This is a genomic window from Klebsiella sp. A-Nf5 (assembly GCF_002810545.1).
Lineage (GTDB): Bacteria > Pseudomonadota > Gammaproteobacteria > Enterobacterales > Enterobacteriaceae > Klebsiella > Klebsiella variicola.
The window spans coordinates 26,399-52,006 of the sequence record NZ_PIOG01000042.1 but is presented as its reverse complement, the minus strand read 5'-3'; the positions used below and the strand labels follow the sequence as shown (position 1 = coordinate 52,006).

Here is a 25,608-nt window from a genome sequence, read left to right as displayed (position 1 = left end):
AAGTCGAAGGTACCACGCAGTGGCGATGTTGCTGGCCGGAGCCCGGGGGTACAGGGGGCGGCGGCGACTGGCCGCCCCCTGTGCGCTCCCTGCGCCATGCCAGGCATAACGCAGAAGACATATCGGGAGCGCAATCTGCCCGGAAATAACAGAGAACACAGGTTTTTCCAGGGTCGACACTGTTGCAAACCGATCACAGTATCTACCCCATTGCGCCGTTATTTTGTCGGGTGGCGCTTCACTTACCCGACCAGGCTGACGCCCCGACAGTAAAAAGGGACAGCCGCTGGCTGTCCCTTTTATTATCCCGATTACCGCGATTATAGCAGTTCAGGGTATTTGGTCATTTTCAGCGCCAGCTCGACGCCACGCACTTCCGCCATCCCCTTGAGACGGCCAATCGCCGAATAGCCTGGGTTGGTTTTCTTGCGCAGATCGTCGAGCATCTGATGACCATGATCCGGACGGAACGGGATCGGACGCAGATCGCCAGCCTGTTTACGCCGCTGCTCTTCACGCAGAATCGCATCCACCACCGCCACCATATTGACGTCGCCGCTAAGGTGCGCCGCCTCGTGGAAGGTTTTCGGGTTCGCTTCACGGCAGGTGGAGCGCAGATGGGTGAAATGGATGCGATCGCCAAAGGTTTCCACCATCTTCACCAGATCGTTATCAGCGCGGACGCCATACGACCCGGTACACATGGTGAAGCCATTATTGATGCTGTCCACCGTCTCTTTCAGCCACTGCATATCTTCGATGGTCGACACGATACGCGGCAGGCCGAGGATCGGCCGCGGCGGATCGTCCGGATGCACTGCCAGACGGATCCCCACCTCTTCGCATACCGGCACGATGGCGCGCAGGAAATAGGCCATATTGTCGCGCAGCTGCACTTTATCGATGTGGTCATATTCCGCCAGACGCGCGCGGAACTGGTCGAGGGTGTAACCCTCTTCCGCCCCCGGCAGGCCGGCGATGATATTGCGGGTCAGTTTCTCAATATCCGCTTCGCTCATCGCCTTGAACCAGGCTTCGGCCTGGCGCTGCTCTTCTTCGCTGTAATCCGCTTCCGCGCCCGGGCGTTTAAGGATATGTAGTTCAAAGGCGGCGAAGGCTATTTGATCGAAACGCAGCGCCCGGGAGCCGTCCGGCAGCTCATATTCCAGATCGGTGCGCGTCCAGTCGAGGATCGGCATAAAGTTGTAGCACACGGTATCGATGCCGCAGGCCGCGAGGTTGCGGATGCTCTGCTGATAGTTGGCAATCCAGGTCGCATACTGCCCGCTATGAGTTTTAATATCCTCGTGGACCGGAATGCTTTCGACGACCGACCAGGTCAGCCCTTTTGCCGCTAACAGCGCCTGACGCGCTTTAATCTCGTCTACCGGCCAGACCTGACCGTTTGCAATATGGTGCAGCGCAGTCACGACGCCGGTCGCCCCTGCCTGCCGTACATCATCAAGCGATACCGGATCGTTCGGCCCATACCACCGCCAGGTTTGTTCCATCGCTATGCCCTCACAAAAGTTGTTATACCAATAATGGCGACACTCATGACGACTACCATACATGTTTCTGCTCAGGCTGCAAACAGTGCCGGCGCATTGATTGATCCAGCTCACAGTCAACGGATAATTTCGGCTTACCAATTTAATTTCCTGTCATATAACTTTAGACTGACATTGTTAATAAGCAGTTAAACAGGTGTGTGAAGAATGACAACAATTGCAACCGCTACGCTACCGGAAAGCGTGCAACGTCCTCAGTACGATCGCAGCCAGCTCCGCTCGCGTATTGTCCATTTCGGCTTTGGCGCGTTTCATCGCGCGCACCAGGCGCTGCTGACCGATCGCGTGCTGAATAACGTCGGTGGCGACTGGGGGATCTGTGAAATCAGTCTGTTCAGTGGCGATACGCTGATGAGCCAGCTTCGCGAACAGGACCACCTGTTTACCTTGCTGGAAAAAGGCGCCGACGGTAATCAGCCCATTATTATCGGCGCGGTGCACGAATGTCTGAACGCCAGGCTCGATTCACTGGCGGCAATTATCGAAAAATTTTGCGAGCCGCAGGTGGCAATTGTCTCGCTGACCATCACGGAAAAAGGTTATTGCATCGATCCGGCGACCGGCAAGCTGGATCCAACGCATCCGCGCATCATTCACGATCTGGAGAATCCGACGCTGCCGCAGTCGGCTCCCGGTATATTAGTTGAAGCGCTGGCCCGCCGCCGGGAACGGGGCCTGCCGCCCTTTACCGTGCTCTCCTGCGATAACATTCCCGACAACGGCCACGTGGTGAAAAATGCCGTCCTCGGCATGGCGGAAAAACGCAGCCCGGCGCTGGCGAACTGGATCGCCGATAACGTCAGCTTCCCGGGCACCATGGTGGATCGCATTGTTCCTGCGGCCACCGCCGAGTCGCTGGCGGAAATCGCCGCCGTGCTGGGGGTCGACGATCCCTGCGCCATCAGCTGCGAACCCTTCATTCAGTGGGTGGTCGAAGACCACTTCGTCGCCGGACGACCGGCCTGGGAGACGGCAGGCGTGCAGATGACCGACGACGTGCTGCCCTGGGAACAAATGAAGCTGCGGATGCTCAACGGCAGTCACTCTTTCCTCGCCTGGCTTGGCTATCTGGCAGGTCATGCGCACGTCAGCGACTGCATGCAGGATGACGTCTTCCGCCGGGCAGCTCGCCAGCTGATGCTTGACGAACAGGCCCCGACGCTGACCATTACCGGCGTCGATCTGGAGGCTTATGCCGACAGCCTGATCGCCCGTTTCAGCAATCCGGCGCTCAAACACCGCACCTGGCAGATCGCCATGGACGGCAGCCAGAAGCTGCCCCAGCGTATGCTCGACGGCATCCGCGTGCATCTTGAGCGCGGTAGCCGCTGGCCGCTGCTGGCCCTCGGCGTTGCCGGCTGGATGCGCTACGTCAGCGGTACTGACGATGCGGGTCAGACGATCGACGTGCGCGATCCGCTGGTCGACAAGATCCAGCAGCGGGTGGCGCAGAGCGATGAGCAACAGCGCGTCGATGCGCTGCTCGGGCTGGAGGAAATATTTGGCCGCGACCTGCCGCACAACGCGCAGTTTGTCGCCGGGATCCGCACCGCCTGGCAGCAGCTGACGACGCACGGTGCCCGCGAGGCCGTGGCCCGCGCGCTGAATTCTTAACAATATTTGCGCTTATGCGGACAGAATCCGCTTCTGTCCGCCTCAGGTCTTCTCTTTTCTCCCTTTTTTCGTCAGGATAGGCGTAACTGTTACAACATTACATTTATCCTGGAGAAAAGAGTGACCAGAACCAATTTGATCACCGGCTTTCTCGGTAGCGGTAAGACGACCTCTATTCTTCATCTGCTGGCACAGAAACCTGCGGATGAAAAATGGGCCGTACTGGTGAATGAGTTTGGTGAAGTCGGGATAGACGGCGCGCTGCTGGCCGACAGCGGCGCCCTGCTCAAAGAGATCCCCGGCGGCTGCATGTGCTGCGTCAACGGCCTGCCGATGCAGGTTGGACTGAATACCCTGCTGCGCCAGGGTAAACCCGATCGTCTGTTGATCGAACCCACCGGCCTTGGCCACCCGAAGCAGATCCTCGATATCCTCACCGCAGCAGTGTATGAACCCTGGATCGATCTGCGCGCCACAGTGTGCATCCTCGATCCCCGCCAGTTGCTGGATGAGAAAGTCGTCAACAATGACAATTTCCGCGATCAGCTGGCGGCGGCGGACATCATTGTGGCCAACAAAAACGATCGGGAAACGCCCGCAAGCGCCCAGGCGTTGGCCGACTGGTGGCTGCGCTGGGGCGGCGATCGTCGTCAGGTGTCGGCGACCCAGGGCAATATCGACCTCGCCCTGCTCGATGAGCCGCGCCGCAACACCGCCCCATTGCCGGCGAGTGCGGAGCATGTTCACCACTCTCGCCCGACCAGCGGTCTCGCCGCACTCAGCCTGCCTGAGCACCAGCGCTGGCGCCGCCATCTCAACAGCGGCCAGGGCTATCAGGCCTGCGGCTGGATTTTCGACGCGGAAACGGTCTTCGAGACCATCGGCCTGCTCGAATGGGCACGGCTGGCACCTGTGGCACGCGTCAAAGGTGTGATGCGCATTGCCGAAGGGGCTGTGAGGATCAACCGCCAGGGCGAGGATCTGCATATCGAGACCCTGAGCGTCGCCCCACCCGATAGCCGGATCGAGCTTATCTCGGCGAACGAAGCCGACTGGAACGCGCTCCAGACCTCACTGTTGAGGCTTCGTTTAAGTTACGACGGCTAAGGTTGCCGCCGACTGTTACAGAATCGCAATGGCTATGATGAAAAACCGAATTCCTTTAATCCTGCTGCTTAACATCGCGGGTGTGGCACTATTTTGTTCCTGGTATTTACCAGCCAACCACGGCGCGTGGTCGCCGCTCGACTCTGCGATCTTCCATTTCTTTAACCATGGCGTCAGCGTCAGCCACGCCTATGCCTGGCTGCTGGCGATCATCAACAATCGCGCCTTCGACGCCTGCTCGCTGCTGGCGATGGGTTGCCTGATGCTCAGTTACTGGCTTAAAGCGTCGGCGGCGGGCCGTCGTCAGATTGCCATCATGGGCCTGGTGATGCTGCTGGCGGCGGTGATCATTAACCAGCTGGCGCAGCACCTGATGCCGGTTCAGCGCGCCAGTCCATCGCTGTTTTTCGACGATATCACCCGCGTCAGCGATGTCGTCCATTTCCCCACCAAGGATGCCTCAAAGGACAGCTTCCCTGGCGATCATGGGATGATGTTGCTGATCTTCGCGAGCTTTATGTGGCGCTATTTCGGCCGTCGTGCGCTGGCCGTGGCGCTGGTGATATTTGTGGTCTTTGCTTTCCCGCGCGTCATGATTGGCGCTCACTGGTTCAGCGATATTGCCGTGGGCTCCCTGACCGCCGTCCTGATTGGCGCGCCGTGGGTATTGATGACACCGCTGAGCGATAAATTGATCGCCCTTTTCGATCGCTCCCTGCCCGGCGGAATATCGACCAAATAATGCCGTGCTCGCCGCCTGGCGTCATTATCTATAAGGGGACCTTTTGGGTCCCCTTTTTCAATTGTGCTTTTTTTCAACATGATGTTCATCTTCTTGTCACATTAATCCCGTGACAAATGAAGGGATTGTCTGTTTTTTACCCGATACTGGCGCTATTTTGTCCTTTCCCGATGATTCACTTTTTGTCACCAAAATACTTATAAGAAATCGCGCAAAACCGCTCGCCATGCGGCGTTTGATAGGGTAATCTCGTTCACGTTTTGCCTTTTCCGCAACATTAATTCAGAGCATGAATAAATTTGTGCGTGACTGCACAAATTTAAGCTTAAGGAATTGTCTCATTGCGGATGGGTATTTAGGCTCTAACACGTTTGGCATTTTTTATAACGACATTGTCGTTAAGGACAACAAGGGAAAATAAACAGCATGGTCAAATCTCAGCCGATTTTGAGATACATCTTGCGGGTAGCCCCCGCGATTGCAGTAGCGGTTCTGCTTTCCGCGTGTAGTTCAACAAGTACCGCCAGAAATATGCATTCTGAGACGCATGCTGTGGGTAGTGGCGATTTATCATCACTGCAAGCCTCTCAGGATGAATTTGAAACGATGGTCCGTAACCTGGACGTGAAGTCCCGTTTGATGGATCAGTATGCCAGCTGGAAAGGCGTGCGTTACCGCCTCGGTGGCAGCACTCGCAAAGGTATCGACTGCTCGGCGTTCGTGCAGCGCACCTTCCGCGAACAATTTGGTCTGGAACTGCCGCGTTCAACCTCTGAACAGCAGGAAACCGGAAAATCGATTTCCCGTACCCAGCTGCGTACTGGCGATCTGGTTCTGTTCCGCGCCGGCTCTACGGGCCGCCACGTCGGGATCTATCTCGGCAACAACCAGTTCGTTCACGCCTCCACCAGCAGCGGGGTGACCATCTCCAGCATGGATGAACCGTACTGGAAAAAGCGCTACAACGAAGCGCGTCGAGTTCTGAGCCGCTCGTAAACTGTCCTCTACCGCCGCCGGTTATCCCTTGGCTGGAGGCGGGATAAAAAAACACTGCCCCGGCAGTGTTTTTTTTTGCCACCTGATTCTGAACGACGCAAAATAAGCTATGTCTTTTAAGTGGGAATGAGAAAAACGACGACTAACAACCCGTTGATGCGATTCAATAACACGGAAAGACTATAGCTATGCTTACTCGCTACTTTTCGCCCCAGCGTAAAATCTGGTTAACCAGCCTCTGCGTGGGGGTTATCGTCGCGCTGCTGGCCGGCTGCATTCAGTTCATGGTGATTTACCATAACCGGGCAGAGCGTTTCGACGCCATTATCAACAACGTTAACACTTACCTGAAAAGCTATTTTTACGATCTCCGTCAGACCATTGACGGCCTGCAGCCGCTGGTGGATCAGCCCTGCGAAAACATCGACTCCGGGCTCACCTCCCATGCCGCCTTCAGCCCTAACGTTCGCGCGTTTCTGCTGGTCAAAAACGGCGTCGTCTTTTGCTCCTCGGCGACAGGGGCCATGAATACGCCCCTCAGTCAGCTTATCCCGGCGATCGATATTCACAAACCCGTTGATATGGCGATTTTGCCGGGCACGCCGATGATGCCGAAAAGCGCAGCGCTGGCGTTATGGGTCAGCAAACCCGATGATGCAAACAGCGGCATTTTCGTATCGATTAACGCCAACCTCACGCCCTATATCCTCTATTCCGCACGACAAAATGATTTCAGCGGTATAGCGCTGGCCATCGGCCATACCGCCATCTCCACCTTCAGTAACCGGCTGGTGGATCCGCAAACGCTGGACAACGCACCGATCCGCCAGGTACAGATCGACGGTTTACCGCTGAAGGTCTACCTGTATGCCAACAGCTGGCTGGCGGAAAATACACAGTTTGCCCTGTTGCTCGGGGTAGTGTGCGGCCTGCTGGCGGGGTTGCTCTGTTATTACGTGCTGACGATCAAATCCGATCCGCGAAAATCGATACTGCTGGGGATCAAAAATAACCAGTTCTACGTCGTCTATCAGCCGGTCGTGAATGCCCAGACCCTGCGCATCAGCGGCGTGGAAGTGCTCATGCGCTGGCGCCATCCGGTGGTGGGTGAAATCCCGCCCGACGTCTTTATTAACCTGGCGGAAACCCAGCAGATGATCGTGCCGCTGACCCATCACCTGCTGGCGCTGATCGCCAGCGACGGTCAAGTGCTTAAACGGATCCTGCCCCGCGGCGTCAAGCTGGGGCTCAATATTTCCCCTGCCCATCTGCAGGCTGACAGCTTCCGCGACGATATGCTGCGCTTTGCCGCCGCGCTGCCCGCCGACCATTTTCACGTGGTGCTGGAGGTGACTGAGCGGGCCATGATTGATAAAGAAAAATCGATCGCTAACTTCGCCTGGCTCCACCAGCAGGGTTTTGAAATCGCAATTGATGACTTTGGTACCGGGCATAGCGCGCTGATTTATCTCGAACGCTATAACTTCGATTATCTGAAGATCGATCGCGGCTTTGTGCAGGCGATTGGCACCGAAACTGTGACCTCGCCGGTGCTGGATGCGGTACTGACCCTCAGCCGCCGGCTGAAATTAATGACCGTCGCTGAAGGAGTGGAGACCCAGGAACAGGCGGAATGGCTTCGTGCCCAGGGCGTCAATTTCCTGCAGGGGTACTGGATAAGCCGTCCGCTATCGCTGGAGGCGCTGGTCGCCGCGCATGATGAACCTGCGAATTATTTCACAACGCGCTAAGTCTCACATATGATGCGGGAACAGAGGTCGGCTATGGGGGCCGACCATGACAAGGTATTCTGCCGCCTATGTATGCGCGCCTCTTTTTAATTCTGCTTGCTCTGTTTAGCCTTAGCGCTAAGGCGCAAACTATAAAAGAAAGCGTCGCCTTTGCGATTATCGGTGAACCCAAATACGCCGCCAGCTTCAGCCATTTTGATTATGCCAATCCAGAGGCGCCAAAAGGCGGCACCCTCACCCTGGCGGCGATCGGCACCTTTGACAACTTCAACCGCTACGCACTGCGCGGCAATCCCGCCGTGCGCACTGAGGCGCTCTACGATACCCTGTTCACTACCTCGGATGATGAGCCCGGCAGCTACTACCCGCTGATTGCCGAGCGGGCGCGCTATGCTGAGGATTATTCATGGATGGAGATCGCTCTCAACCCGCGCGCCCGCTTCCATGACGGCACGCCAATCACCGCCCGGGACGTCGCGTTTACCTTCAACAAGTTTATGACTGAAGGGGTGCCGCAGTTCCGCCTGTTTTATAAAGGCACCACCGTTAAGGCCATCGCCCCGTTGACCGTACGAATCGACCTCGGGCAGCCCGGCAAAGAGAACATGCTGAGCCTGCTGAGCCTGCCGGTGATGCCTGAGGCATTCTGGCGCCAGCACAAACTCAGCGACCCGCTGTCAAAGCCGCCGCTGGCCAGCGGGCCATACCGCATCAGCGCCTGGCGAATGGGGCAATACATCACCTATTCACGGGTCGCCGACTACTGGGCAGCCGATCTGCCGGTCAACCGGGGTCGCTGGAATTTCGATACGCTGCGCTATGACTATTATCTCGACGACAATGTCGCTTTCGAAGCCTTTAAAGCGGGAGCCGTCGATCGCCGGGAAGAGACGGTCGCCAAAAACTGGGCCACCCGCTACGTCGGTCGCAACTTCAGCCGCGGCTACATTATTAAAGATGAGCATACTAATACCTCGGCGCAGGATACCCAGTGGCTGGCGTTCAATATTCAGCGTCCGGTATTCGCCGATCGCCGGGTACGGGAAGCGATTACTCTGGCGTTCGATTTTGAATGGATGAACAAGGCGCTGTTTTACAGCGCCTATCAGCGCGCCAACAGCTATTTCCAGAACACCGAATATGCCGCCCGCAGCCTGCCCGACACGGCCGAGCTGGCCTTGCTGACGCCGATGAAAAACGAACTGCCCCACGAGGTCTTCAGCCAGGTTTACCAGCCGCCGGTCTCCCGCGGCGATGGCTTCGACCGCGACAACTTACTCAAAGCCGACGCCCTGCTCAATGCGGCGGGTTGGACGGTAAAAAATCAGCGCCGGATCAACGCCGCCACCGGCAAGCCGCTGCGCTTTGAGCTGCTGATGCCAGCCGGAGGCAATGACCGCTGGGTGCTGCCGTTTCAGCACAACCTGCAGCGCCTGGGGATCGTCATGGATATTCGTCAGGTTGATAACTCGCAGTACAGCAACCGCCGCCGTAGCCGCGATTACGACATGATGCCGAGCCTGTGGCGTGCCATGCCCTGGCCCGGCACCGACCTGCAAATCTCCTGGGCGTCAGACTATATTCACTCCAGCTATAACGCGCCGGGGGTGCAAAGCCCGGTGGTGGATAAGCTGATTGCACAGATCCTGCAGTGGCAGGGCAATAAGCAGAAACTGATCCCCCTCGGTCGGGCGCTGGACCGTGTGCTCACCTGGAATAACTACATGCTGCCGATGTGGTATATGGCGCAGGACCGCACCGCGTGGTGGAATAAATTCTCATTCCCCGAGACCCGCCCCATTTATTCGTCAGGGCTCGATACCTGGTGGTACGACGTGAACAAAGCGGCCACCCTCCCCGCGGACAGACGTTAAGGACATCCCATGGGCAGCTACCTGATCCGCCGTTTGCTGTTAGTGATCCCCACCCTGTGGGCCATCATCACCATTAACTTTTTTATTGTGCAAATCGCACCCGGCGGCCCGGTCGATCAGGCCATCGCCGCCATCGAATTTGGTCAGCACGGCGGGATGCCGGGTGCCGGCGACGGCGGGATGGGCGCCAGCCATGCCCGCACCGGCGCAGGGAACATCAGCGAGGGGCACTATCGCGGGGGGCGGGGCCTTGATCCGGAAGTCATCGCCGAGATCACCCACCGCTACGGCTTTGACAAGCCGCTGCACGAGCGTTACCTGAAGATGCTGGGCGATTATCTGCGCTTTGATTTTGGCGACAGCCTGTTTCGCAGCGCCTCAGTACTGCAGCTGATTAAAGACAGCCTGCCGGTCTCGGTGAGCCTCGGACTGTGGAGTACGCTGATTATCTACCTGGTTTCCATTCCGCTGGGTATTCGCAAAGCGGTCAGCAACGGCAGCCGCTTTGATATCTGGAGCAGTACGCTGATTATTATTGGCTATGCGATCCCCGCCTTTCTGTTCGCCATCCTGCTGATCGTGATTTTTGCCGGCGGCAGCTATTTCGACCTCTTCCCGCTGCGCGGTTTGGTCTCACCGAACTTCGACACCCTTCCCTGGTATCAGAAAATCCTCGACTACCTGTGGCACATCACCCTGCCGGTGCTGGCGACGGTGATCGGCGGCTTTGCCGCCCTGACCATGCTGACCAAAAACAGCTTCCTCGACGAGATCCGCAAACAGTATGTGGTCACCGCCCGCGCCAAAGGCGTCGGTGAGAAACAGATCCTCTGGGGACATGTGTTCCGCAACGCCATGCTGCTGGTGATCGCCGGCTTCCCGGCCACCTTTATCAGTATGTTCTTTACCGGTTCGCTGCTGATCGAAGTGATGTTCTCGCTGAACGGCCTGGGTCTGCTGGGCTATGAAGCGACGGTCTCCCGCGACTATCCGGTGATGTTCGGCACGCTCTATATTTTCACTCTGATTGGCCTGCTGCTGAATATCGTCAGCGATATCAGCTATACGCTGGTCGACCCGCGCATTGATTTTGAGGGCCGCTAATGTCTTTCTTCAGTCCCGTTAATCAGGCCCGCTGGGCGCGCTTTCGTCACAACCGTCGCGGCTACTGGTCGCTGTGGCTGTTTTTAATTCTCTTCTTCTGCAGCCTCGGCGCCGAGCTGCTGGCCAACGATCGCCCGCTGCTGGTGCAGTACCGGGGCCAGCTGTATGTTCCGGTGTTAAAAAACTACACCGAGCAAACCTTTGGCGGCGCATTTGCCACCGCCGCCGACTATCAGGATCCCTGGCTGCAGCACCAGCTGTCCACCCACGGCTGGGCGCTATGGCCGCCGGTGCGCTTCGGCGCCACGACGATTAATTTTGCCAGCACCGTCCCCTTTCCGTCACCGCCCTCGGCCAGCAACTGGCTTGGCACCGACGCCAACGGCGGCGATGTGCTGGCGCGGATCCTCTATGGGACGCGCATCTCTGTGCTCTTTGGCCTGCTACTGACGTTGTTCTCCAGCGTGCTGGGGGTGCTGGCCGGGGCGATACAGGGTTACTATGGCGGCAAAATCGACCTCTGGGGCCAGCGCTTTATCGAGGTCTGGTCAGGGATGCCGACCCTGTTTCTGATCATCCTGCTCTCCAGCGTCGTGCAGCCTGGCTTCTGGTGGCTGCTGGCAATCACCGTCCTTTTTGGCTGGATGACGCTGGTGGGCGTGGTGCGCGCTGAATTTCTTCGCACCCGCAACTACGACTACATCCGGGCGGCGCAGGCGCTAGGGGTCAGCGACCGGCAGATCATCCTGCGGCATATGTTGCCTAACGCAATGGTGGCGACCCTCACCTTCCTGCCTTTTATCCTGTGCAGCTCCATTACCACCCTGACGTCGCTGGATTTTCTCGGCTTCGGTCTGCCGCTCGGCTCCCCCTCTCTCGGGGAGCTGCTGCTGCAGGGAAAAAACAACCTGCAGGCGCCCTGGCTGGGCATTGCCGCGTTTCTCTCCGTCGCCGTACTGCTGACACTGCTGATTTTTATTGGTGAAGCGGTTCGCGACGCCTTTGACCCAAGTAAGGCGGTGTAATATGACCCACCCGCTGTTAGCTATCGACAATCTCTCTATTGCCTTTCGCCAGCAGGGTGAGACGCAGACCGTGGTACATAATCTGTCGCTCGAGGTGGCAGTCGGTGAGACGCTGGCGCTGGTGGGAGAATCCGGCTCCGGAAAAAGCATCTCCGCGCTGTCAGTGCTGCGGCTGCTCCCCACCCCGCCGGCCAGCTACCCCAGCGGCGATATCCGCTTTCATGGCCAGTCGCTGCTGCATGCGAATGAGGCCACGCTGCGCGGTGTGCGCGGCAACCGAATCGCGATGATCTTTCAGGAGCCGATGGTGTCGCTCAACCCCCTGCATACCCTGGAAAAACAGCTCTATGAGGTGCTGTCGTTACACCGGGGAATGCGCAAAGAGGCGGCGCGCGGGGAGATCCTCGACTGCCTGGAGCGCGTTGGGATCCGTCAGGCACCGCGGCGGCTGGCGGACTATCCGCATCAGCTCTCCGGCGGCGAGCGCCAGCGGGTGATGATCGCCATGGCGCTGCTGACGCGCCCGGAGTTGCTGATCGCCGATGAGCCGACCACCGCCCTCGACGTGTCAGTGCAGGCACAAATCCTGCAGCTGCTGCGCGAGCTGAAGCGGGAGCTGAACATGGGGTTGCTGTTTATCACCCATAACCTGAGCATTGTCCGTCAGCTGGCTGACCGGGTGGCGGTGATGCAGAACGGCCGCTGTGTGGAACAAAATCACTGTCGGGCGCTGTTCAGCGCACCAGCGCATCCGTACACCCAACGTCTGTTGGATAGCGAACCAGACGGTGAGCCGGTGCCGCTGGCCGTCGATGCCCCGGTGCTGCTGCAGGCGGACGATTTAAACGTGGCGTTTCCTGTTCGCAAAGGGATCCTGCGCCGGGTGGTCGATCACCATCGGGTGGTCAACAGCCTCAGTTTTCGGCTGCGCGCCGGCGAGACGCTGGGGCTGGTGGGCGAATCGGGATCGGGAAAAAGCACCACCGGTCTGGCGCTGCTGCGCCTGATCTCATCCGAGGGCAGGATAACCTTTGCCGGCCAGCCGATTCAGGGGCGTAACCGTCGACAGCTGCTGCCGCTTCGCCGACAAATACAGGTGGTTTTTCAGGATCCGAACTCGTCGCTCAATCCGCGCCTGACGGCGCAGCAGATTATTGAAGAAGGATTGCGCGTCCACCAGCCGACGCTGACGGCAGCGGAACGCGAACAGGCGGTGATCCTCGCCATGCAGGAGGTCGGCCTCGATCCGGCCAGCCGCCAGCGCTACCCGGCGGCGTTCTCCGGTGGCCAGCGGCAGCGTATCGCCATCGCCAGAGCGTTGATCGTCAAGCCGCAGCTGATCGTCCTCGACGAGCCGACCTCATCGCTGGACAAAACCGTTCAGGCGCAGATCCTGAATCTGCTGAAAGCATTACAGCAAAAGCATCAGCTGGCCTATATTTTTATCAGTCATGATTTACGCGTGGTGCGGGCGCTGTGTCATCAGGTGATGGTGCTGCGTCAGGGAGAGGTGGTTGAACAGGGCGAGTGCAAGTCCGTCTTCAGCGCACCCCGACACGAGTATACCCGCCAGCTGCTGGCGCTGAGCTGACGGTCAGAAGGGGTTGTTGCCGGAGAAGGGCTCGGCGATGGCCACGCCAAAATTTTTCAGACGACAGGTGGCGGCGAATTCATCCTGCAGGTTAACGAACAGGCACGGTTCGCCTTCGCACTCAAGGACTGAACAGTCGACTTCGATGTCGCTTAACGCCTGGCTGAGCTTATGCATAACCGGCCAGGCTTTCTCACCGTCCGGACTCAGCAACTTCAGGGCAACGAGACTGTTCTCGTTCTGCGCGCCGTTTTGCGGAATCGGTTCAACTCTGGAACCCGCAAAACCGGCCAGCCAGCGATAGCTCTGCGGCAGACGGTGTACGATAGAGAGTTGTTGTGTATTCACGTGGTTTCCCCGGAAGCAAAAAGCTTCACAATAAATTTACATCAATATTAACACACTGTTGACAAATAGTCCTGCCTTGACGCAGAAAACGTTTACAGCCGCGGCGGGACAGGGTTAAGCACTTATAATCCAGCGCTTTATTTTTTTACCCGGCGAGCCGATTGGCGCTATATGTACCCGTTTCTGTGATCCAAAACAACTTTTTTATCGCAACAATGCGACTTTTTACACTAATTGATTTTACATAAAGGAAACAAATCGCAGAACCCTGAAGCTCATTCTGGTTGACATGTATCAAGAAAGGGGCGATTTCGCCCCTGAAAATGTGACCTAGTGTGCGATTTTTCGCCGACGGGAAGCGTAAAGCGAGAAGAAAATAGAACAGGTTGCGCAGAAGGCAATAGAGATCAGCATCGGCCAGGCGGTGGTAAACGTTGCCATAGACAGCAGCGCGCCGATGATCGCCCCAATACCAAAACGAAACGTTCCGGCCAGCGACGAAGCAGTGCCCGCCATATGCGGAAACTCATCGAGGATCACCGCCATAGCGTTAGACGACACCATCGATACGCAGCCGACAAAGGCCGCCACGCCGATCACCAGTGACCAGAAGCCAACATCGAGCAGCGCGCAAACCACCATCCAGACCGCCATGGCAAACTGGATCCACAGCCCGGCACGGAACATCCGCAACGCCCCCACCCGCCGCACAAACCGGCTGTTGAACATGGTCATCAGGAACAGAAAAACAATGTTCAGCGCAAAATAGTAGCCAAAGTGCTGAGGCGCGACGTGGTTAATATTGATATAGACGAATGGCCCGGCGCTGAGGAAAGAGAACATGCCCGCGAAGCTAAAACCGCTCGCCAGCATATAACTCAGCACCCGCTTGTGGCGAAACAGGGTGGCAAAATTACCCAGCGTAGTGCGCAGATGGAACGGCAGACGCCTGTCAGCTGGTAGCGTCTCGCGGATAAACAGGCCAATCATCAGCGAGGCCAGCAGGGCCACCAGCGCGAGGATCCAGAAGATGGCATGCCAGCTAAACCAGACCAGCACCGCCCCGCCGACCATCGGCGCCACCAGCGGCGCAATGGTCGTCACCAGCATGACAAACGACATCATCCGTGAAAACTCATCTTTCGGATAGATATCGCGCATCAGGGCGTTGATCACCACGCTGGCCGCCGCGGCCGCCAGACCGTGGAAGAAACGCATGACAATGAGCATATCGATGGTCTGCGACAGGGCGCAGGCCACCGCCGCCGCGGCGAACACCAGCGTCCCGCCGAGGATCACCGGTTTGCGACCAAGGCTGTCTGCCATCGGCCCGTACAGCAACTGACCCAGCGCAAAGCCCAGGATATAGGTGCTGAGCGTCATCTGCGCGCTGCCGTCCGGGACGTTGTACTGGGCGGCGATCACCGGCAGCGCCGGAAGATACATATCGATCGACAGCGGCATCAACATGGCCAGCAGGCCGAGAATAAACACAATTCCCACAGAAGAATTCTGCTTCACCGTCACGTTTTACTCCGTGCTTGCGGGGCGCCCACGCTGGCGATTTCCGCTTCCGTCAGCGGACGATATTCACCCGGCGCCAGCGCGTCATCCAGCAGGATGTCGCCGATGCGTTCCCGATGCAGGCCAACCACATGGTTGCCCACGGCGGCGAACATACGTTTCACCTGATGGTAGCGCCCTTCGCTAATGGTCAGACGCACTTCGGTCGGGGTGATGACTTCAAGCACCGCCGGTTTAGTGAGATCTTTTTCGTTATGTAACTGGACGCCTTTGGCAAACAGCTCTGCGGTCCCTTCCGCCAGCGGGCTTTCCAGCTCCACCAGATAGGTTTTTTCACAGTGGTGGCGTGGCGAGGTAATGCGGTGCGACCACTGGCCGTCATCGGTCATCAGCACCAGTCCGGTGGTGTCGATATCCAGGCGCCCGGCGGCGTGCAGCTTGTGCGCCACCGGCTCATCGAGGAAATAAAGGATCGTCGGATGATCGGGATCGTCGGTGGAACAGACGTAACCCTGCGGCTTGTTGAGCATAAAGTAACGTGGGCCGTGCTGCTGGGTCAGCGTGTTACCGTCATACTCCACCTCGTGCTCCGGCTGGAGCTTAAAAGAGGTATCTTTCACAATGTCGCCGTCCACGGTAACGCGGCTACCGCGGATTTCACGCCCGGCAATAGCCCGGCTGACGCCAAGCTGCTGAGCGATAAACTTATCAAGTCGCATGAGTTTTTTTTAGCCTGTAATAATGCTGGAGCGGGCAACTCGCCCGAAAAAGAAGAATTTCACTGGCTAGTATAACGGGCTCTTAACACCACTCAAGGGAAAAGATTCGTGGCATACTATTCGCGAGTTAATTAGCCCCGTGAATTCATGACTTTTACATTACGCCCCTATCAACAAGAAGCTGTCGACGCCACCCTCGCCTGGTTTCGTCGCCATACCGAGCCGGCGGCCATTGTCCTGCCCACCGGCGCGGGCAAAAGCCTGGTGATCGCCGAGCTCGCCCGGCTGGCCCGCGGCCGCGTGCTGGTGCTGGCCCACGTCAAAGAGCTGGTGGCGCAGAACCATGCGAAATACTGCGCCCTTGGCCTCGAGGCGGATATCTTTGCCGCCGGTCTGCAGCGTAAAGAGAGCCATGGCAAAGTGGTGTTCGGCAGCGTGCAGTCGGTGGCGCGTAATCTCGACCAGTTTCACAGTGAATTCTCGCTGCTCATCGTCGATGAATGCCACCGCATCAGCGATGACGACGACAGCCAGTATCAGCAAATCATTAGTCACCTGCGGCAGGTGAATCCTCAGCTCCGGCTGCTCGGCCTGACGGCCACCCCGTTCCGCCTCGGCAAGGGCTGGATCTATCAGTTTCACTATCACGGCATGGTTCGCGGCGACGAGAAAGCGCTGTTTCGCGACTGCATCTATGAGCTGCCGCTGCGCTATATGATTAAGCACGGCTACCTGACGCCACCGGAACGCCTTGATATGCCGGTGGTGCAGTACGATTTCAGCCGTCTGCAGGCGCAAAGCAACGGCCTGTTCAGCGAAGCCGATCTTAACCACGAGCTGAAAAAACAGCAGCGCATTACGCCGCATATCGTCAGCCAGATCGTGGAGTTCGCCGAAAGCCGTAAAGGGGTGATGATCTTTGCCGCCACCGTGGAACACGCCCGGGAAGTGACTGGCCTGCTGCCGGTGGCGCAAGCGGCGCTGATCACCGGGGAAACGCCTGGACCAGAGCGGGATCGCATCATCGAGGCGTTTAAAGCGCAGGAGTATCGCTATCTGGTGAACGTCGCGGTGCTGACCACCGGCTTCGACGCCCCGCACGTTGACCTGATCGCCATCCTCCGCCCCACCGAGTCGGTGAGTCTTTACCAACAGATCGTTGGCCGCGGCCTGCGCCTGGCGCCGGGCAAAACCGACTGCCTGATCCTCGACTACGCCGGCAACCCGCATGATCTGTACGCCCCGGAAGTGGGGACGCCGAAGGGGAAAAGCGACAACGTTCCGGTGCAGGTCTTCTGCCCGGCCTGCGGCTTCGCCAACACCTTCTGGGGCAAAACCACCGCCGACGGCACCTTGATTGAACACTTTGGCCGCCGCTGCCAGGGCTGGTTTGAAGATGATGACGGCCACCGCGAACAGTGCGACTTCCGCTTTCGCTTCAAAAACTGCCCGCAGTGCAACGCGGAAAACGATATCGCTGCCCGCCGCTGCCGCGAGTGCGACACGATTTTGGTCGACCCGGACGATATGCTGAAGGCGGCGCTAAAGCTAAAGGACGCGCTGGTGCTGCGCTGCAGCGGCATGGCTATGCAGCACGGTAGCGACGAGAAAGGCCCGTGGCTGAAAATCACCTACTATGATGAGGACGGCGCCGACGTGAGTGAGCGCTTCCGTCTGCAAACGCCCGCCCAGCGTACCGCCTTTGAGCAGTTGTTTATCCGCCCGCATACCCGTACGCCGGGCGTGCCGTTACGCTGGATAACCCCGGCGGATATCATTGCCCAGCAGGCGCTGCTGCGCCATCCTGACTTTGTCGTCGCCCGAATGAAGGGGCAATACTGGCAGGTGCGGGAAAAAGTGTTCGATTATCAGGGCCGTTTCCGTCGCGCCAATGAGCTGCGTTAATCCGCCAAAAACTGAGGTTTTGATTGCCGCTGTGCCGATTGGCGGCTATAATGCCGCCCGCTTTTGCATTCGCAAAGCAGATAATCTGCCTGCAGCTGGGTCGCCTGTTGCAGGCTTTATATATAGAGAGACATCAATGTTTACTATCAACGCAGAAGTACGTAAAGAGCAGGGTAAGGGTGCGAGCCGCCGCCTGCGCGCAGCTAACAAGTTCCCGGCAATCATCTACGGTGGCGAAGCTGCTCCGGTTGCTATCGAACTGGATCACGACAAACTGTGGAACATGCAGGATAAAGCTGAATTTTACGGCGAAGTTGTGACCCTCGTTATCGATGGCAAAGAAGAGAAAGTGAAAGTTCAGGCTGTTCAGCGTCACGCGTTCAAGCCGAAACTGACCCACATCGACTTCGTTCGCGCGTAATCGCCGATAGCAAGTTGTATGGCAAACGCCCCGGAGTCTTTGGCTCCGGGGCGTTTTGTTATCTGCACCGCCCACGGCCTTAGCCGGCGAGGAGCGTGTCAGCATTTAGTGCCAGATGCTGCAACAGCATTATCGTTTTAGCATCCATGATCTCGCCATCGCGAATAGCCTGCAGCGCCCGCGCCAGCGGCCACTCCAGCACTTCAATATCCTCACCTTCTGCCGCCAGCCCGCCGCCGTCGCCCCGACGATCATCAGCCTGATATTCCGCGATAAAAAAGTAGAGCTTCTCAGTAACAGAGCCTGGGCTCATAAAGACAGTGAAGACGGGTTCGATACGCGTCACGCGAAAGCCGGTCTCCTCTTCCGCTTCGGCAACGATCCGCGCTTCCGGCGAGGCGTTATCCAGCAGCCCGGCGGCAGCCTCAATCAGATACCCATCGTGGCCGTGGGTAAACACCGGAAAACGGAACTGACGGGTCAGGACCACCGTCCGCTTCTCACGGTTATAGAGTAAAATGACCGCGCCGTTGCCGCGGTCATAGGCTTCCCGGCTCTGCTCCTGCCAGCGGCCGTCCCGGCGCAGCAGTTCAAAAGTATATTTTTTCAGGATGTACCAGTTGTCAGAGAGCAGCGTCTCGCGAACGTGGCGGACGTGCGGTGCGTGAGTTTGCATGTTATTTCCCCTTTGAGGTGACAGACGGCACCATAACATGCATAATCGTGCACAAACAAGATCAGCCGTGAAGGAAAATCGATGCTCGCCAGTCAGAGAAAACAACAGATCCTCCAGATCCTCACTGAGGAAAAACAGGTCATGTCCGGGGAACTGAGTCAGCGATTTAACGTCTCCGAGGACTCCATTCGCCGCGATCTGCGCGAGCTGGCGGCGGACGGGAAACTACAGCGGGTCCATGGCGGCGCACTGCCGGTTTCTGCCGCCATTGCGCCTATTGAAACGCGCAAAAGCGTGCAGATCGCCTCCAAGCAGGCGGTAGCGCGCGCCGCTGCCGCGCTGATCCAACCAGGACAGGTGGTGATTGTCGATGGTGGCACCACCACCGCAGCGATGATCGGCTTTTTACCTGCGGAGCTGAGCTGTACGGTGGTCACCCACAGCCCCGGTATTGCCGTGGCGCTAGTCGACCACCCGCGAATCGAGGTGATCCTGCTCGGGGGCAAAGTGTTTAAACATTCAGTCGTCGCTGTGGGCGCCGAGACGCTGGCGGGTATGGCGCGGATCAATGCCGATCTGTTCTTTATGGGGGTGACCGGCATCCACCCGCGGGCAGGTTTCACTACCGGTGATTATGAAGAAGCGGGCATCAAACGCGCACTGGCGGCCAGAGCGGCGGAAACCGTGGTGATGGCGTCCCGGGAGAAGCTCAACGCCGCGTCAGCCTTTGCCATCGGCGAACTGAGCCTCGCCAGTATGCTTATCGTCGATGGTGAACCCGACGCCGCACTGCGCCAGCAGCTGGTGCAGTGCGGCGTGGAGATCATCCCCGTTCAGCGATAGCGCGTGGGACTTAATTACCGCCGGACGTCCGGCGCTGCAGCTGGTCGCGCAGATTCGGCGGGGTACCCTTAATGGTCAGGGTATCGGTGGCGGGATCCCAGAACACGCGCTCGCCTAACAGCATGGCGTCGAAGTTAATGGTCAATCCGCCGCCGCTGCCGGCAAACTTGGTCAGCTGGCGTAAGGTGCTGCGATCCGCCGGGAAGCTCTCTTCCAGCTCATAGCCCTGCTCGGCAGTGAACTCCTGGAAGCTCCTCTCACTGACGCCGGCGAGCTCTTTGGACAGCGACTCCAGCTCAATCTCTTCCCCGGCCTGCAGCTGTTCATTGCAGTAAGCGTAGACCTGCTGACGCACATTCTGTCGCTCGGATTTATCAAGCTGGGCATCGGCGGCAAAGTCGTCCACCGCCTGCAGCAGGCCGCGATTCTGCGCTTTGGCGTTAAGCCCTTCGCTGGCGCCGAGGAAATCCATAAAGAAGTCGGCCACTTTGCGCCCTACCCGCCCTTTCAGGAAGGTCAGATAGCGGGTCGATTCCGGGTTGGTTTCCCACTCGGTCAAATCGATGCGCGCGACGATATCAGCATGGTTAATATCCAGATAATGGGTCGAGCGGATATCCAGCTCTTCGTTGACGCGCATACTGCTCAGGTTATTGAGCACCGCCACCAGCAGATACTCGACCGCCAGGTAACGATACTGGCAGAACAGGACAATGCCCCCTTCTGCGAACGGGTATTTCGCCAGTTCATCGCGCAGACGACCGGTCGCCGCGCGGCTGAACGCCAGAAACTCTTCTTCCCCCTGACGCTGCAGACGCAGCGCCTGCGCCAGTTCACTCTCTTCATTGAACAGGCCATAGGCTTTGCTTTTGGCGCTATAGACCCGGTGCAGTTCAGCCATCATCTCGACGACCGTCGCGTTCGGCTCCAGCAGTGACTCGCGCAGCACCAGCTCCAGATTTTGTTCATCACGTTTGATTAACTGATGCAGGGCAATCTGGTCGATATCCAGACTCATGTTAAACTCTCCTTTTAGACCGGGCGGTATTCAACCACCGCCGGGTTGCCGACGCAACTGGCGCCACACATTTCGACGTTGTTACCGACGATCGGTGCGCTTTTGCGCCGCGGCGAAAAAATGCGGAAAAAAAGCTGCTGCTACGGTAATATGTTGCCCTTTCACGAACAAACAGATTTTGAGTTTATGCCGCAAATTTCCCGCTATAGCGATCAACAGGTCGAACAGTTGCTCAGTGAGCTGACGAACGTCCTGGAATCACACAAAGCCCCGGTTGACCTTTCACTGATGGTGTTAGGCAATATGGTGACCAACCTGATCAACAGTAGCGTCGCGCCGGCGCAGCGTCAGGCCATCGCCCGTTCTTTCGCGCAGGCTTTGCAGTCTTCCATTAACGACGATCCGGCGCATTAAGGATAACAGCAACAGTATATGGTGACTCTACGTCAGCCCTACCGAGAAAAAGTCTCCCAGATGGTTAGCTGGGGGCACTGGTTCGCCCTGTTCAACATGTTGTTGGCCATGGTGCTCGGCAGCCGCTATCTTTTTGTCGCCGACTGGCCGACGACGCTTGCCGGACGACTTTTTTCGTACGTCAGTCTCGTCGGACACTTCAGCTTCCTGGTGTTTACCAGCTATGTGCTGATCCTCTTCCCGTTGACCTTTATCGTGGTCTCGCAGCGCCTGATGCGCTTCCTGTCGGTGATCCTTGCCACCGCCGGGATGACGTTGCTGCTGATAGATAGCGAGGTTTTCACCCGCTTCCATCTTCACTTAAACCCGGTCGTCTGGGAGCTGGTCATTAACCCTGACCAGAATGAGATGGCGCGCGACTGGCAGCTGATGTTTATCAGCGTCCCGGTCATCTTTTTGATTGAAATGCTCTTCGCCACCTGGAGCTGGCAGAAACTGCGCAGCCTGACGCGTCGCCGCCATTACGCCCGCCCGGTCGCCTGGTTCTTCTTTCTGTCGTTCGTCGGCAGCCACCTGGTCTATATCTGGGCGGATGCCAATTTCTATCGCCCGATCACAATGCAGCGGGCGAATCTGCCGCTCTCCTATCCGATGACCGCCCGCCGTTTCCTCGAGAAACATGGCCTGCTCGACGCCCAGGATTATCAGCGTCGCCTGGTGGAACAAGGGGCGCCGGAGGCGGTATCGGTCCAGTATCCGCTCAGCAACCTGCGTTACCGTGACCTCGGCGCGGGTTACAACGTGCTGCTGATCACCGTCGACAATCTGAACTACTCGCGGTTTGAAAAGACCATGCCGGCGCTGGCGGCGTTCGCCAAAGAGAACGTCAATTTTACCCAGCATATGAGCTCGGGTAATACCGCCGACAGCGGCCTGTTTGGCCTGTTCTACGGTATTTCACCAGGCTATATGGACGGTGTCCTCTCGGCGCGTATTCCCGCCGCGTTGATCACCGCCCTCAACCAGCAGGGCTACCAGCTGGGCCTGTTCTCCTCCGATGGGTTTAGCAGCCCGCTCTATCGTCAGGCGCTGCTCTCCGACTTCTCGCTACCGAGCGCGAAGACCCAGAGCGACGAGCAGACGGCCAATCAATGGATCGGCTGGCTGGACCGTTACGCGCAGGATGAGAATCGCTGGTTCTCGTGGATCTCGCTCAACGGTACGACCCTCGACGACACGCAGCAACAGGGCTTTGTCCGCCGTTACAGCAAGGCGGCAGGTGACGTCGACGCCCAGATTGATCGGGTGCTGACCGCGCTACGTGCAGCCGGCAAGCTCGACAACACGGTGGTGATTATCACCGCTGGCCACGGCAAGCCGCTTAACGTCAAACACGACCCGTTCGACTGGTCGCGCGAGCAGCTGCAGGTACCGCTGGTTATTCACTGGCCAGGCACGCCGGCCCAGGAAATTGCCACGCTGACCGATAACAAAGATGTGATGACCACGCTGATGCAGCGTCTGCTCCACGTTTCGACGCCAGCCAATGAGTACTCGCAGGGTGAAGATCTGTTCAGCGCCGTACGGCGTCGTAACTGGGTCACCGCGGCCAACGGCGATACGCTGGCCATTACCACCCCGACTATCACCGTGGTCCTCAACCATAACGGCACCTATACCACCTGGAGCCGCGACGGCGAGAAAATTAAAGATCAGAAACCGCAGCTCAGCCTGTTGCTGCAGGTCCTGACTGACGAAAAACGCTTTATCGCTAACTGATTGATTAATTATGAATCAATCGCGCGCGACCCGCTTGCATTCGCTCGGGGAACGGGTAATATTGTTCCCCACGCGTCGGCACGTAGCGCAGCCTGGTAGCGCACCGTCATGGGGTGTCGGGGGTCGGAGGTTCAAATCCTCTCGTGCCGACCAAATCATTCACCGGTAAGTGTTGTTAACGACCGGTAACCCTACAGAAACCCGCACTCTCTCTGAGTTTGCGGGTTTTTTGTTGCCTGTTTTCCGTCGATTTGATTGAAGCCAGTGGCAAACTGGAAGCATTAAAGCGGGTTATTCAGCTTATCAACGAGGTGATGGATTACGCGGTAAATGATGGTCTGATACTTTCTAACCCCGCTGCTAAGATCCGTAAAGTATTCCAGGCACCTGTCAAAAAGAATATGCCTACCATCAGGCCTGAAGCACTTCCCGATCTGATGAAAACTCTTTCTGTTGCCAGCATCGAGTTACAGACCCGGCTACTGAATGAATGGCAATTGCTGACCGTAACTCGCCCAGCAGAGTCCGCGTCTGCCCGTTGGTCTGAAATAGACCCTAACACAAGCACATGGACAATACCTGCTGGTCGAATGAAGATGCGTCGCGAGCATACCATCCCCCCTCCCCTCGCAAGTGTTAGCGATTTTGGATGCTATGCGACTATCAGCGACCACCGCGAATACATTTTTCCATCCGCCAATGACCACAAACAGTCGATGAACAGCCAGACTGCCAATGCAACCTTACGCTGTATGAGCTACAAAGGCATTCTTGTTTCTCATGGCTTGCAAGCCATATTCAGTACAGCAGCAACTGAAGCCGTGTTTACGCCAGATGTAATCGAGGCAGCCCTCGCGCATATAGACACGAACGAAGTACGTCTGGACTGACCCAATCCCGGAATAACTGCCCTTACAATTACAACCGCACGAGCGATAGTGCACTCATTTATACTCGGCACGCAACATGTCAGGACGTATATAGCCTGTTAGCCATCTTCCCAAATAATGCCGCAACATGGACAAGGATAAGGACAATGGAATAATAAATGACATTGCCAAATACGCGGAAGTCTTTCAGAAACGAACAAACCCGTAGTTATCAGCAGTTCCATGCCCTTATCAGACGCAGCGTGAATCCATTACGAGAACTTTCATATTTTTTAATCACTTACTTTAACTTTTTCACGTATACATAAATACACGATGAATAAGGGTACAGACAGCGGCATGCAAAACAACCACACAATAATGAACATACCAAACACACCACTGTTCACGCCAATGTGACGTTCCCAAAAGTGTTTGGTCATTATCTTAAGGGCTAGTTTCTCCGAAGAATAATATGAGAATGGGTACAGGAAGGCGCTTAAAACAAGATATGCAACCACAAATGGCATATAAGGAGCATAGGGAGGAAAAATATGCCCGTTATTCATATCGCGCACTATAAAATAGATCAGATAGCCATAACCACACCATCCCCATAAGCAGTGCCTTAAATAATATTTCAAGGTCATCATCTATGATTCCTTCATAGCTATACCATTAAATCTATCATATCATGACCAGTGAGTATCCGTTCCTTCTACGTTTTACAACACTGACCTGCTCCCCGTGGATTAATACACGACGATATTAGCGATCCGGCTGGGCTACCGCTCTCATGCGGCCTTAAGCCGCACCTCTAAGTGCATCACCGGAAAAGCGCCGGGGTGCTGCACGGCCTGTCGCGGGAAGAAGGGTTTTAGCGCTGTCCCAGTTCACGGGTACGCCTGACCGCCGCCAGTACGCTGCGCTGAAGGCCTGCGGCAAAATCACTGTTGTTCAGCTCATACAGAGCGTGGATCCCGACTCCCGCCGGTGAATTATTGATATCCAGAAGCTGACGCGGATGCTTCTGGCTTTGGCGCAGCATCTCGACCGCGCCGAGCAGGTTCTCCAGCACCACCTCCGTCGCCTGAGGCCGCGACAGCCCCGCCAGTACGCCGGCATCAGTAAGCGACTCAATAAAGTAGTAAATATAGTTCGGCCCCGCGACGCCAAAACCGGTAAAAACATCGATCAACCGCTCTGGCAAATACAGCACTTTGCCAAAACCGCGCAGAAACGGCTCAATCTCAGCCGCGCTGGCGTGGGCGTTTAAGCTCACGCCGCTATAGCCAAATCCGGTATCGGTCAGAGTATTGGGGATCGTCCTGGCAATCGGCGTTGCCTCACCAAACAGGGAGGCCAGCGTTTCCAGGGTCACTCCCGCGATCAGAGAAACCACCGTCGTCGAGCCGTTTAGCTGGGCGCGCACGCGGCTCGCCACCGCCGCCAGATCGTCCTGCGGACGGATCCCCAGCACCAGTAAAGAGGCCTCGCTTAAGCCACCGTCGCCCGACAACCGATAGCGGGAGTGCAGAGCCTCGATTCGCGCGCTGTCGATATCCTCCAGCGAGATCGCGTCCGCCCGCAGCGTACCGTTGCTTAATGACGCGCGAATAATCGCCTCCGTCATCTGTCCGGCACCAATAAAATGGACCTTTGCCATAAATCTTACTCCTTACTCAAAACGATATTCGCCGTTACCAACACCGAAGCG

General features: G+C 57.3%; 23 protein-coding genes and 1 tRNA gene. 16 read left to right on the top strand and 8 right to left on the bottom strand.

Going from position 1 to position 25,608, the window contains the following annotated elements:
* Nucleotides 1-320: 320 nt before the first annotated feature.
* Entirely contained in the window at nucleotides 321-1,511 is a 1,191-nt protein-coding gene (uxuA, locus tag CWM53_RS05585) for a mannonate dehydratase (RefSeq protein WP_074388032.1), read from the bottom strand.
* Nucleotides 1,512-1,718: 207 nt separating this feature from the next.
* On the opposite strand from uxuA, the gene CWM53_RS05580 reads away from it, so the two are divergent.
* The 9 genes from CWM53_RS05580 to yejF all read left to right on the top strand — a co-directional run bounded on the left by CWM53_RS05580 (nucleotide 1,719) and on the right by yejF (nucleotide 13,375).
* The gene (locus CWM53_RS05580; protein ID WP_100730121.1) at nucleotides 1,719-3,185 is read left to right on the top strand and encodes a mannitol dehydrogenase family protein; all 1,467 of its coding nucleotides are present in this window, start codon (nucleotides 1,719-1,721) and stop codon (nucleotides 3,183-3,185) included.
* A 120-nt stretch (nucleotides 3,186-3,305) separates the two neighbouring features.
* On the top strand, nucleotides 3,306-4,292 hold the full coding sequence (locus tag CWM53_RS05575) for a CobW family GTP-binding protein (protein WP_100631144.1): 987 nt from the start codon (nucleotides 3,306-3,308) through the stop codon (nucleotides 4,290-4,292).
* Nucleotides 4,293-4,320: 28 nt separating this feature from the next.
* Nucleotides 4,321-5,034, top strand: a complete 714-nt coding sequence (locus CWM53_RS05570; RefSeq protein ID WP_165785028.1) for a phosphatase PAP2 family protein — start codon at nucleotides 4,321-4,323, stop codon at nucleotides 5,032-5,034.
* Nucleotides 5,035-5,460: 426 nt separating this feature from the next.
* Nucleotides 5,461-6,030: a bifunctional murein DD-endopeptidase/murein LD-carboxypeptidase gene (gene mepS, locus CWM53_RS05565; protein WP_004201653.1), complete on the top strand. Its 570-nt coding sequence runs from the start codon at nucleotides 5,461-5,463 to the stop codon at nucleotides 6,028-6,030.
* A gap of 188 nt (nucleotides 6,031-6,218) precedes the next feature.
* On the top strand, nucleotides 6,219-7,781 hold the full coding sequence (locus tag CWM53_RS05560; RefSeq protein WP_100631143.1) for a cyclic di-GMP phosphodiesterase: 1,563 nt from the start codon (nucleotides 6,219-6,221) through the stop codon (nucleotides 7,779-7,781).
* 68 nt (nucleotides 7,782-7,849) lie between these two features.
* Complete coding sequence (locus CWM53_RS05555; protein ID WP_100730120.1) at nucleotides 7,850-9,655, top strand: extracellular solute-binding protein; 1,806 nt, start codon at nucleotides 7,850-7,852, stop codon at nucleotides 9,653-9,655.
* Between the two features lie 9 nt (nucleotides 9,656-9,664).
* Nucleotides 9,665-10,759 carry a microcin C ABC transporter permease YejB gene (locus CWM53_RS05550; RefSeq protein WP_008804006.1) on the top strand — a complete coding sequence of 365 codons (1,095 nt, stop codon included), beginning with the start codon at nucleotides 9,665-9,667 and terminating at the stop codon, nucleotides 10,757-10,759.
* Complete coding sequence (locus CWM53_RS05545; protein WP_012967542.1) at nucleotides 10,759-11,784, top strand: microcin C ABC transporter permease; 1,026 nt, start codon at nucleotides 10,759-10,761, stop codon at nucleotides 11,782-11,784. Before CWM53_RS05550 ends, CWM53_RS05545 begins: the two co-directional genes overlap by 1 nt.
* Nucleotide 11,785: 1 nt before the next feature.
* Nucleotides 11,786-13,375 (top strand): microcin C ABC transporter ATP-binding protein YejF, encoded by a 1,590-nt coding sequence (yejF, locus tag CWM53_RS05540; RefSeq protein ID WP_100730119.1) that lies wholly within the window; start codon nucleotides 11,786-11,788, stop codon nucleotides 13,373-13,375.
* Between the two features lie 3 nt (nucleotides 13,376-13,378).
* On the opposite strand, the gene CWM53_RS05535 is transcribed toward yejF, so the two are convergent.
* The 3 genes from CWM53_RS05535 to rsuA form a co-directional block, all read right to left on the bottom strand.
* Nucleotides 13,379-13,723, bottom strand: coding sequence for a YejG family protein (locus CWM53_RS05535; RefSeq protein ID WP_002912974.1), 345 nt, complete (start codon nucleotides 13,721-13,723; stop codon nucleotides 13,379-13,381).
* A gap of 330 nt (nucleotides 13,724-14,053) precedes the next feature.
* Complete coding sequence (locus tag CWM53_RS05530; protein WP_074388024.1) at nucleotides 14,054-15,250, bottom strand: Bcr/CflA family multidrug efflux MFS transporter; 1,197 nt, start codon at nucleotides 15,248-15,250, stop codon at nucleotides 14,054-14,056.
* The gene (gene rsuA, locus CWM53_RS05525; RefSeq protein WP_061153842.1) at nucleotides 15,247-15,966 is read right to left on the bottom strand and encodes a 16S rRNA pseudouridine(516) synthase RsuA; all 720 of its coding nucleotides are present in this window, start codon (nucleotides 15,964-15,966) and stop codon (nucleotides 15,247-15,249) included. Before rsuA ends, CWM53_RS05530 begins: the two co-directional genes overlap by 4 nt.
* Before the next feature lie 147 nt (nucleotides 15,967-16,113).
* Between rsuA and CWM53_RS05520 the strand changes: the two genes are divergently transcribed.
* Nucleotides 16,114-17,871, top strand: coding sequence for a DEAD/DEAH box helicase (locus CWM53_RS05520; RefSeq protein ID WP_074388023.1), 1,758 nt, complete (start codon nucleotides 16,114-16,116; stop codon nucleotides 17,869-17,871).
* Between the two features lie 136 nt (nucleotides 17,872-18,007).
* Nucleotides 18,008-18,292: a 50S ribosomal protein L25 gene (rplY, locus tag CWM53_RS05515; RefSeq protein WP_008804000.1), complete on the top strand. Its 285-nt coding sequence runs from the start codon at nucleotides 18,008-18,010 to the stop codon at nucleotides 18,290-18,292.
* 79 nt (nucleotides 18,293-18,371) lie between these two features.
* On the opposite strand, the gene CWM53_RS05510 is transcribed toward rplY, so the two are convergent.
* Complete coding sequence (locus tag CWM53_RS05510) at nucleotides 18,372-18,968, bottom strand: NUDIX domain-containing protein (RefSeq protein WP_074388022.1); 597 nt, start codon at nucleotides 18,966-18,968, stop codon at nucleotides 18,372-18,374.
* Nucleotides 18,969-19,049: 81 nt separating this feature from the next.
* Between CWM53_RS05510 and CWM53_RS05505 the strand changes: the two genes are divergently transcribed.
* Nucleotides 19,050-19,811: a DeoR/GlpR family DNA-binding transcription regulator gene (locus CWM53_RS05505; RefSeq protein ID WP_074388021.1), complete on the top strand. Its 762-nt coding sequence runs from the start codon at nucleotides 19,050-19,052 to the stop codon at nucleotides 19,809-19,811.
* 10 nt (nucleotides 19,812-19,821) lie between these two features.
* Here CWM53_RS05505 and yejK read toward each other — a convergent pair whose 3' ends face one another.
* The gene (gene yejK / locus CWM53_RS05500) at nucleotides 19,822-20,829 is read right to left on the bottom strand and encodes a nucleoid-associated protein YejK (protein ID WP_074388020.1); all 1,008 of its coding nucleotides are present in this window, start codon (nucleotides 20,827-20,829) and stop codon (nucleotides 19,822-19,824) included.
* Between the two features lie 186 nt (nucleotides 20,830-21,015).
* Between yejK and CWM53_RS05490 the strand changes: the two genes are divergently transcribed.
* The 4 genes from CWM53_RS05490 (at nucleotide 21,016) to CWM53_RS05475 (ending at nucleotide 23,912) form a co-directional block, all read left to right on the top strand.
* Nucleotides 21,016-21,243: a YejL family protein gene (locus CWM53_RS05490; protein WP_004195346.1), complete on the top strand. Its 228-nt coding sequence runs from the start codon at nucleotides 21,016-21,018 to the stop codon at nucleotides 21,241-21,243.
* Nucleotides 21,244-21,261: 18 nt separating this feature from the next.
* The gene (yejM, locus tag CWM53_RS05485; protein WP_100631137.1) at nucleotides 21,262-23,022 is read left to right on the top strand and encodes an LPS biosynthesis-modulating metalloenzyme YejM; all 1,761 of its coding nucleotides are present in this window, start codon (nucleotides 21,262-21,264) and stop codon (nucleotides 23,020-23,022) included.
* Nucleotides 23,023-23,098: 76 nt separating this feature from the next.
* Nucleotides 23,099-23,175, top strand: a tRNA-Pro gene (locus tag CWM53_RS05480).
* 98 nt (nucleotides 23,176-23,273) lie between these two features.
* Nucleotides 23,274-23,912: a tyrosine-type recombinase/integrase gene (locus CWM53_RS05475; RefSeq protein WP_407045615.1), complete on the top strand. Its 639-nt coding sequence runs from the start codon at nucleotides 23,274-23,276 to the stop codon at nucleotides 23,910-23,912.
* Between the two features lie 272 nt (nucleotides 23,913-24,184).
* Here CWM53_RS05475 and CWM53_RS05470 read toward each other — a convergent pair whose 3' ends face one another.
* Nucleotides 24,185-24,544 carry a colicin E1 family microcin immunity protein gene (locus tag CWM53_RS05470; RefSeq protein WP_100730118.1) on the bottom strand — a complete coding sequence of 120 codons (360 nt, stop codon included), beginning with the start codon at nucleotides 24,542-24,544 and terminating at the stop codon, nucleotides 24,185-24,187.
* Nucleotides 24,545-24,768: 224 nt separating this feature from the next.
* On the bottom strand, nucleotides 24,769-25,557 hold the full coding sequence (locus CWM53_RS05465) for a pyrroline-5-carboxylate reductase family protein (protein ID WP_074387976.1): 789 nt from the start codon (nucleotides 25,555-25,557) through the stop codon (nucleotides 24,769-24,771).
* Nucleotides 25,558-25,608 lie beyond the last annotated feature (51 nt).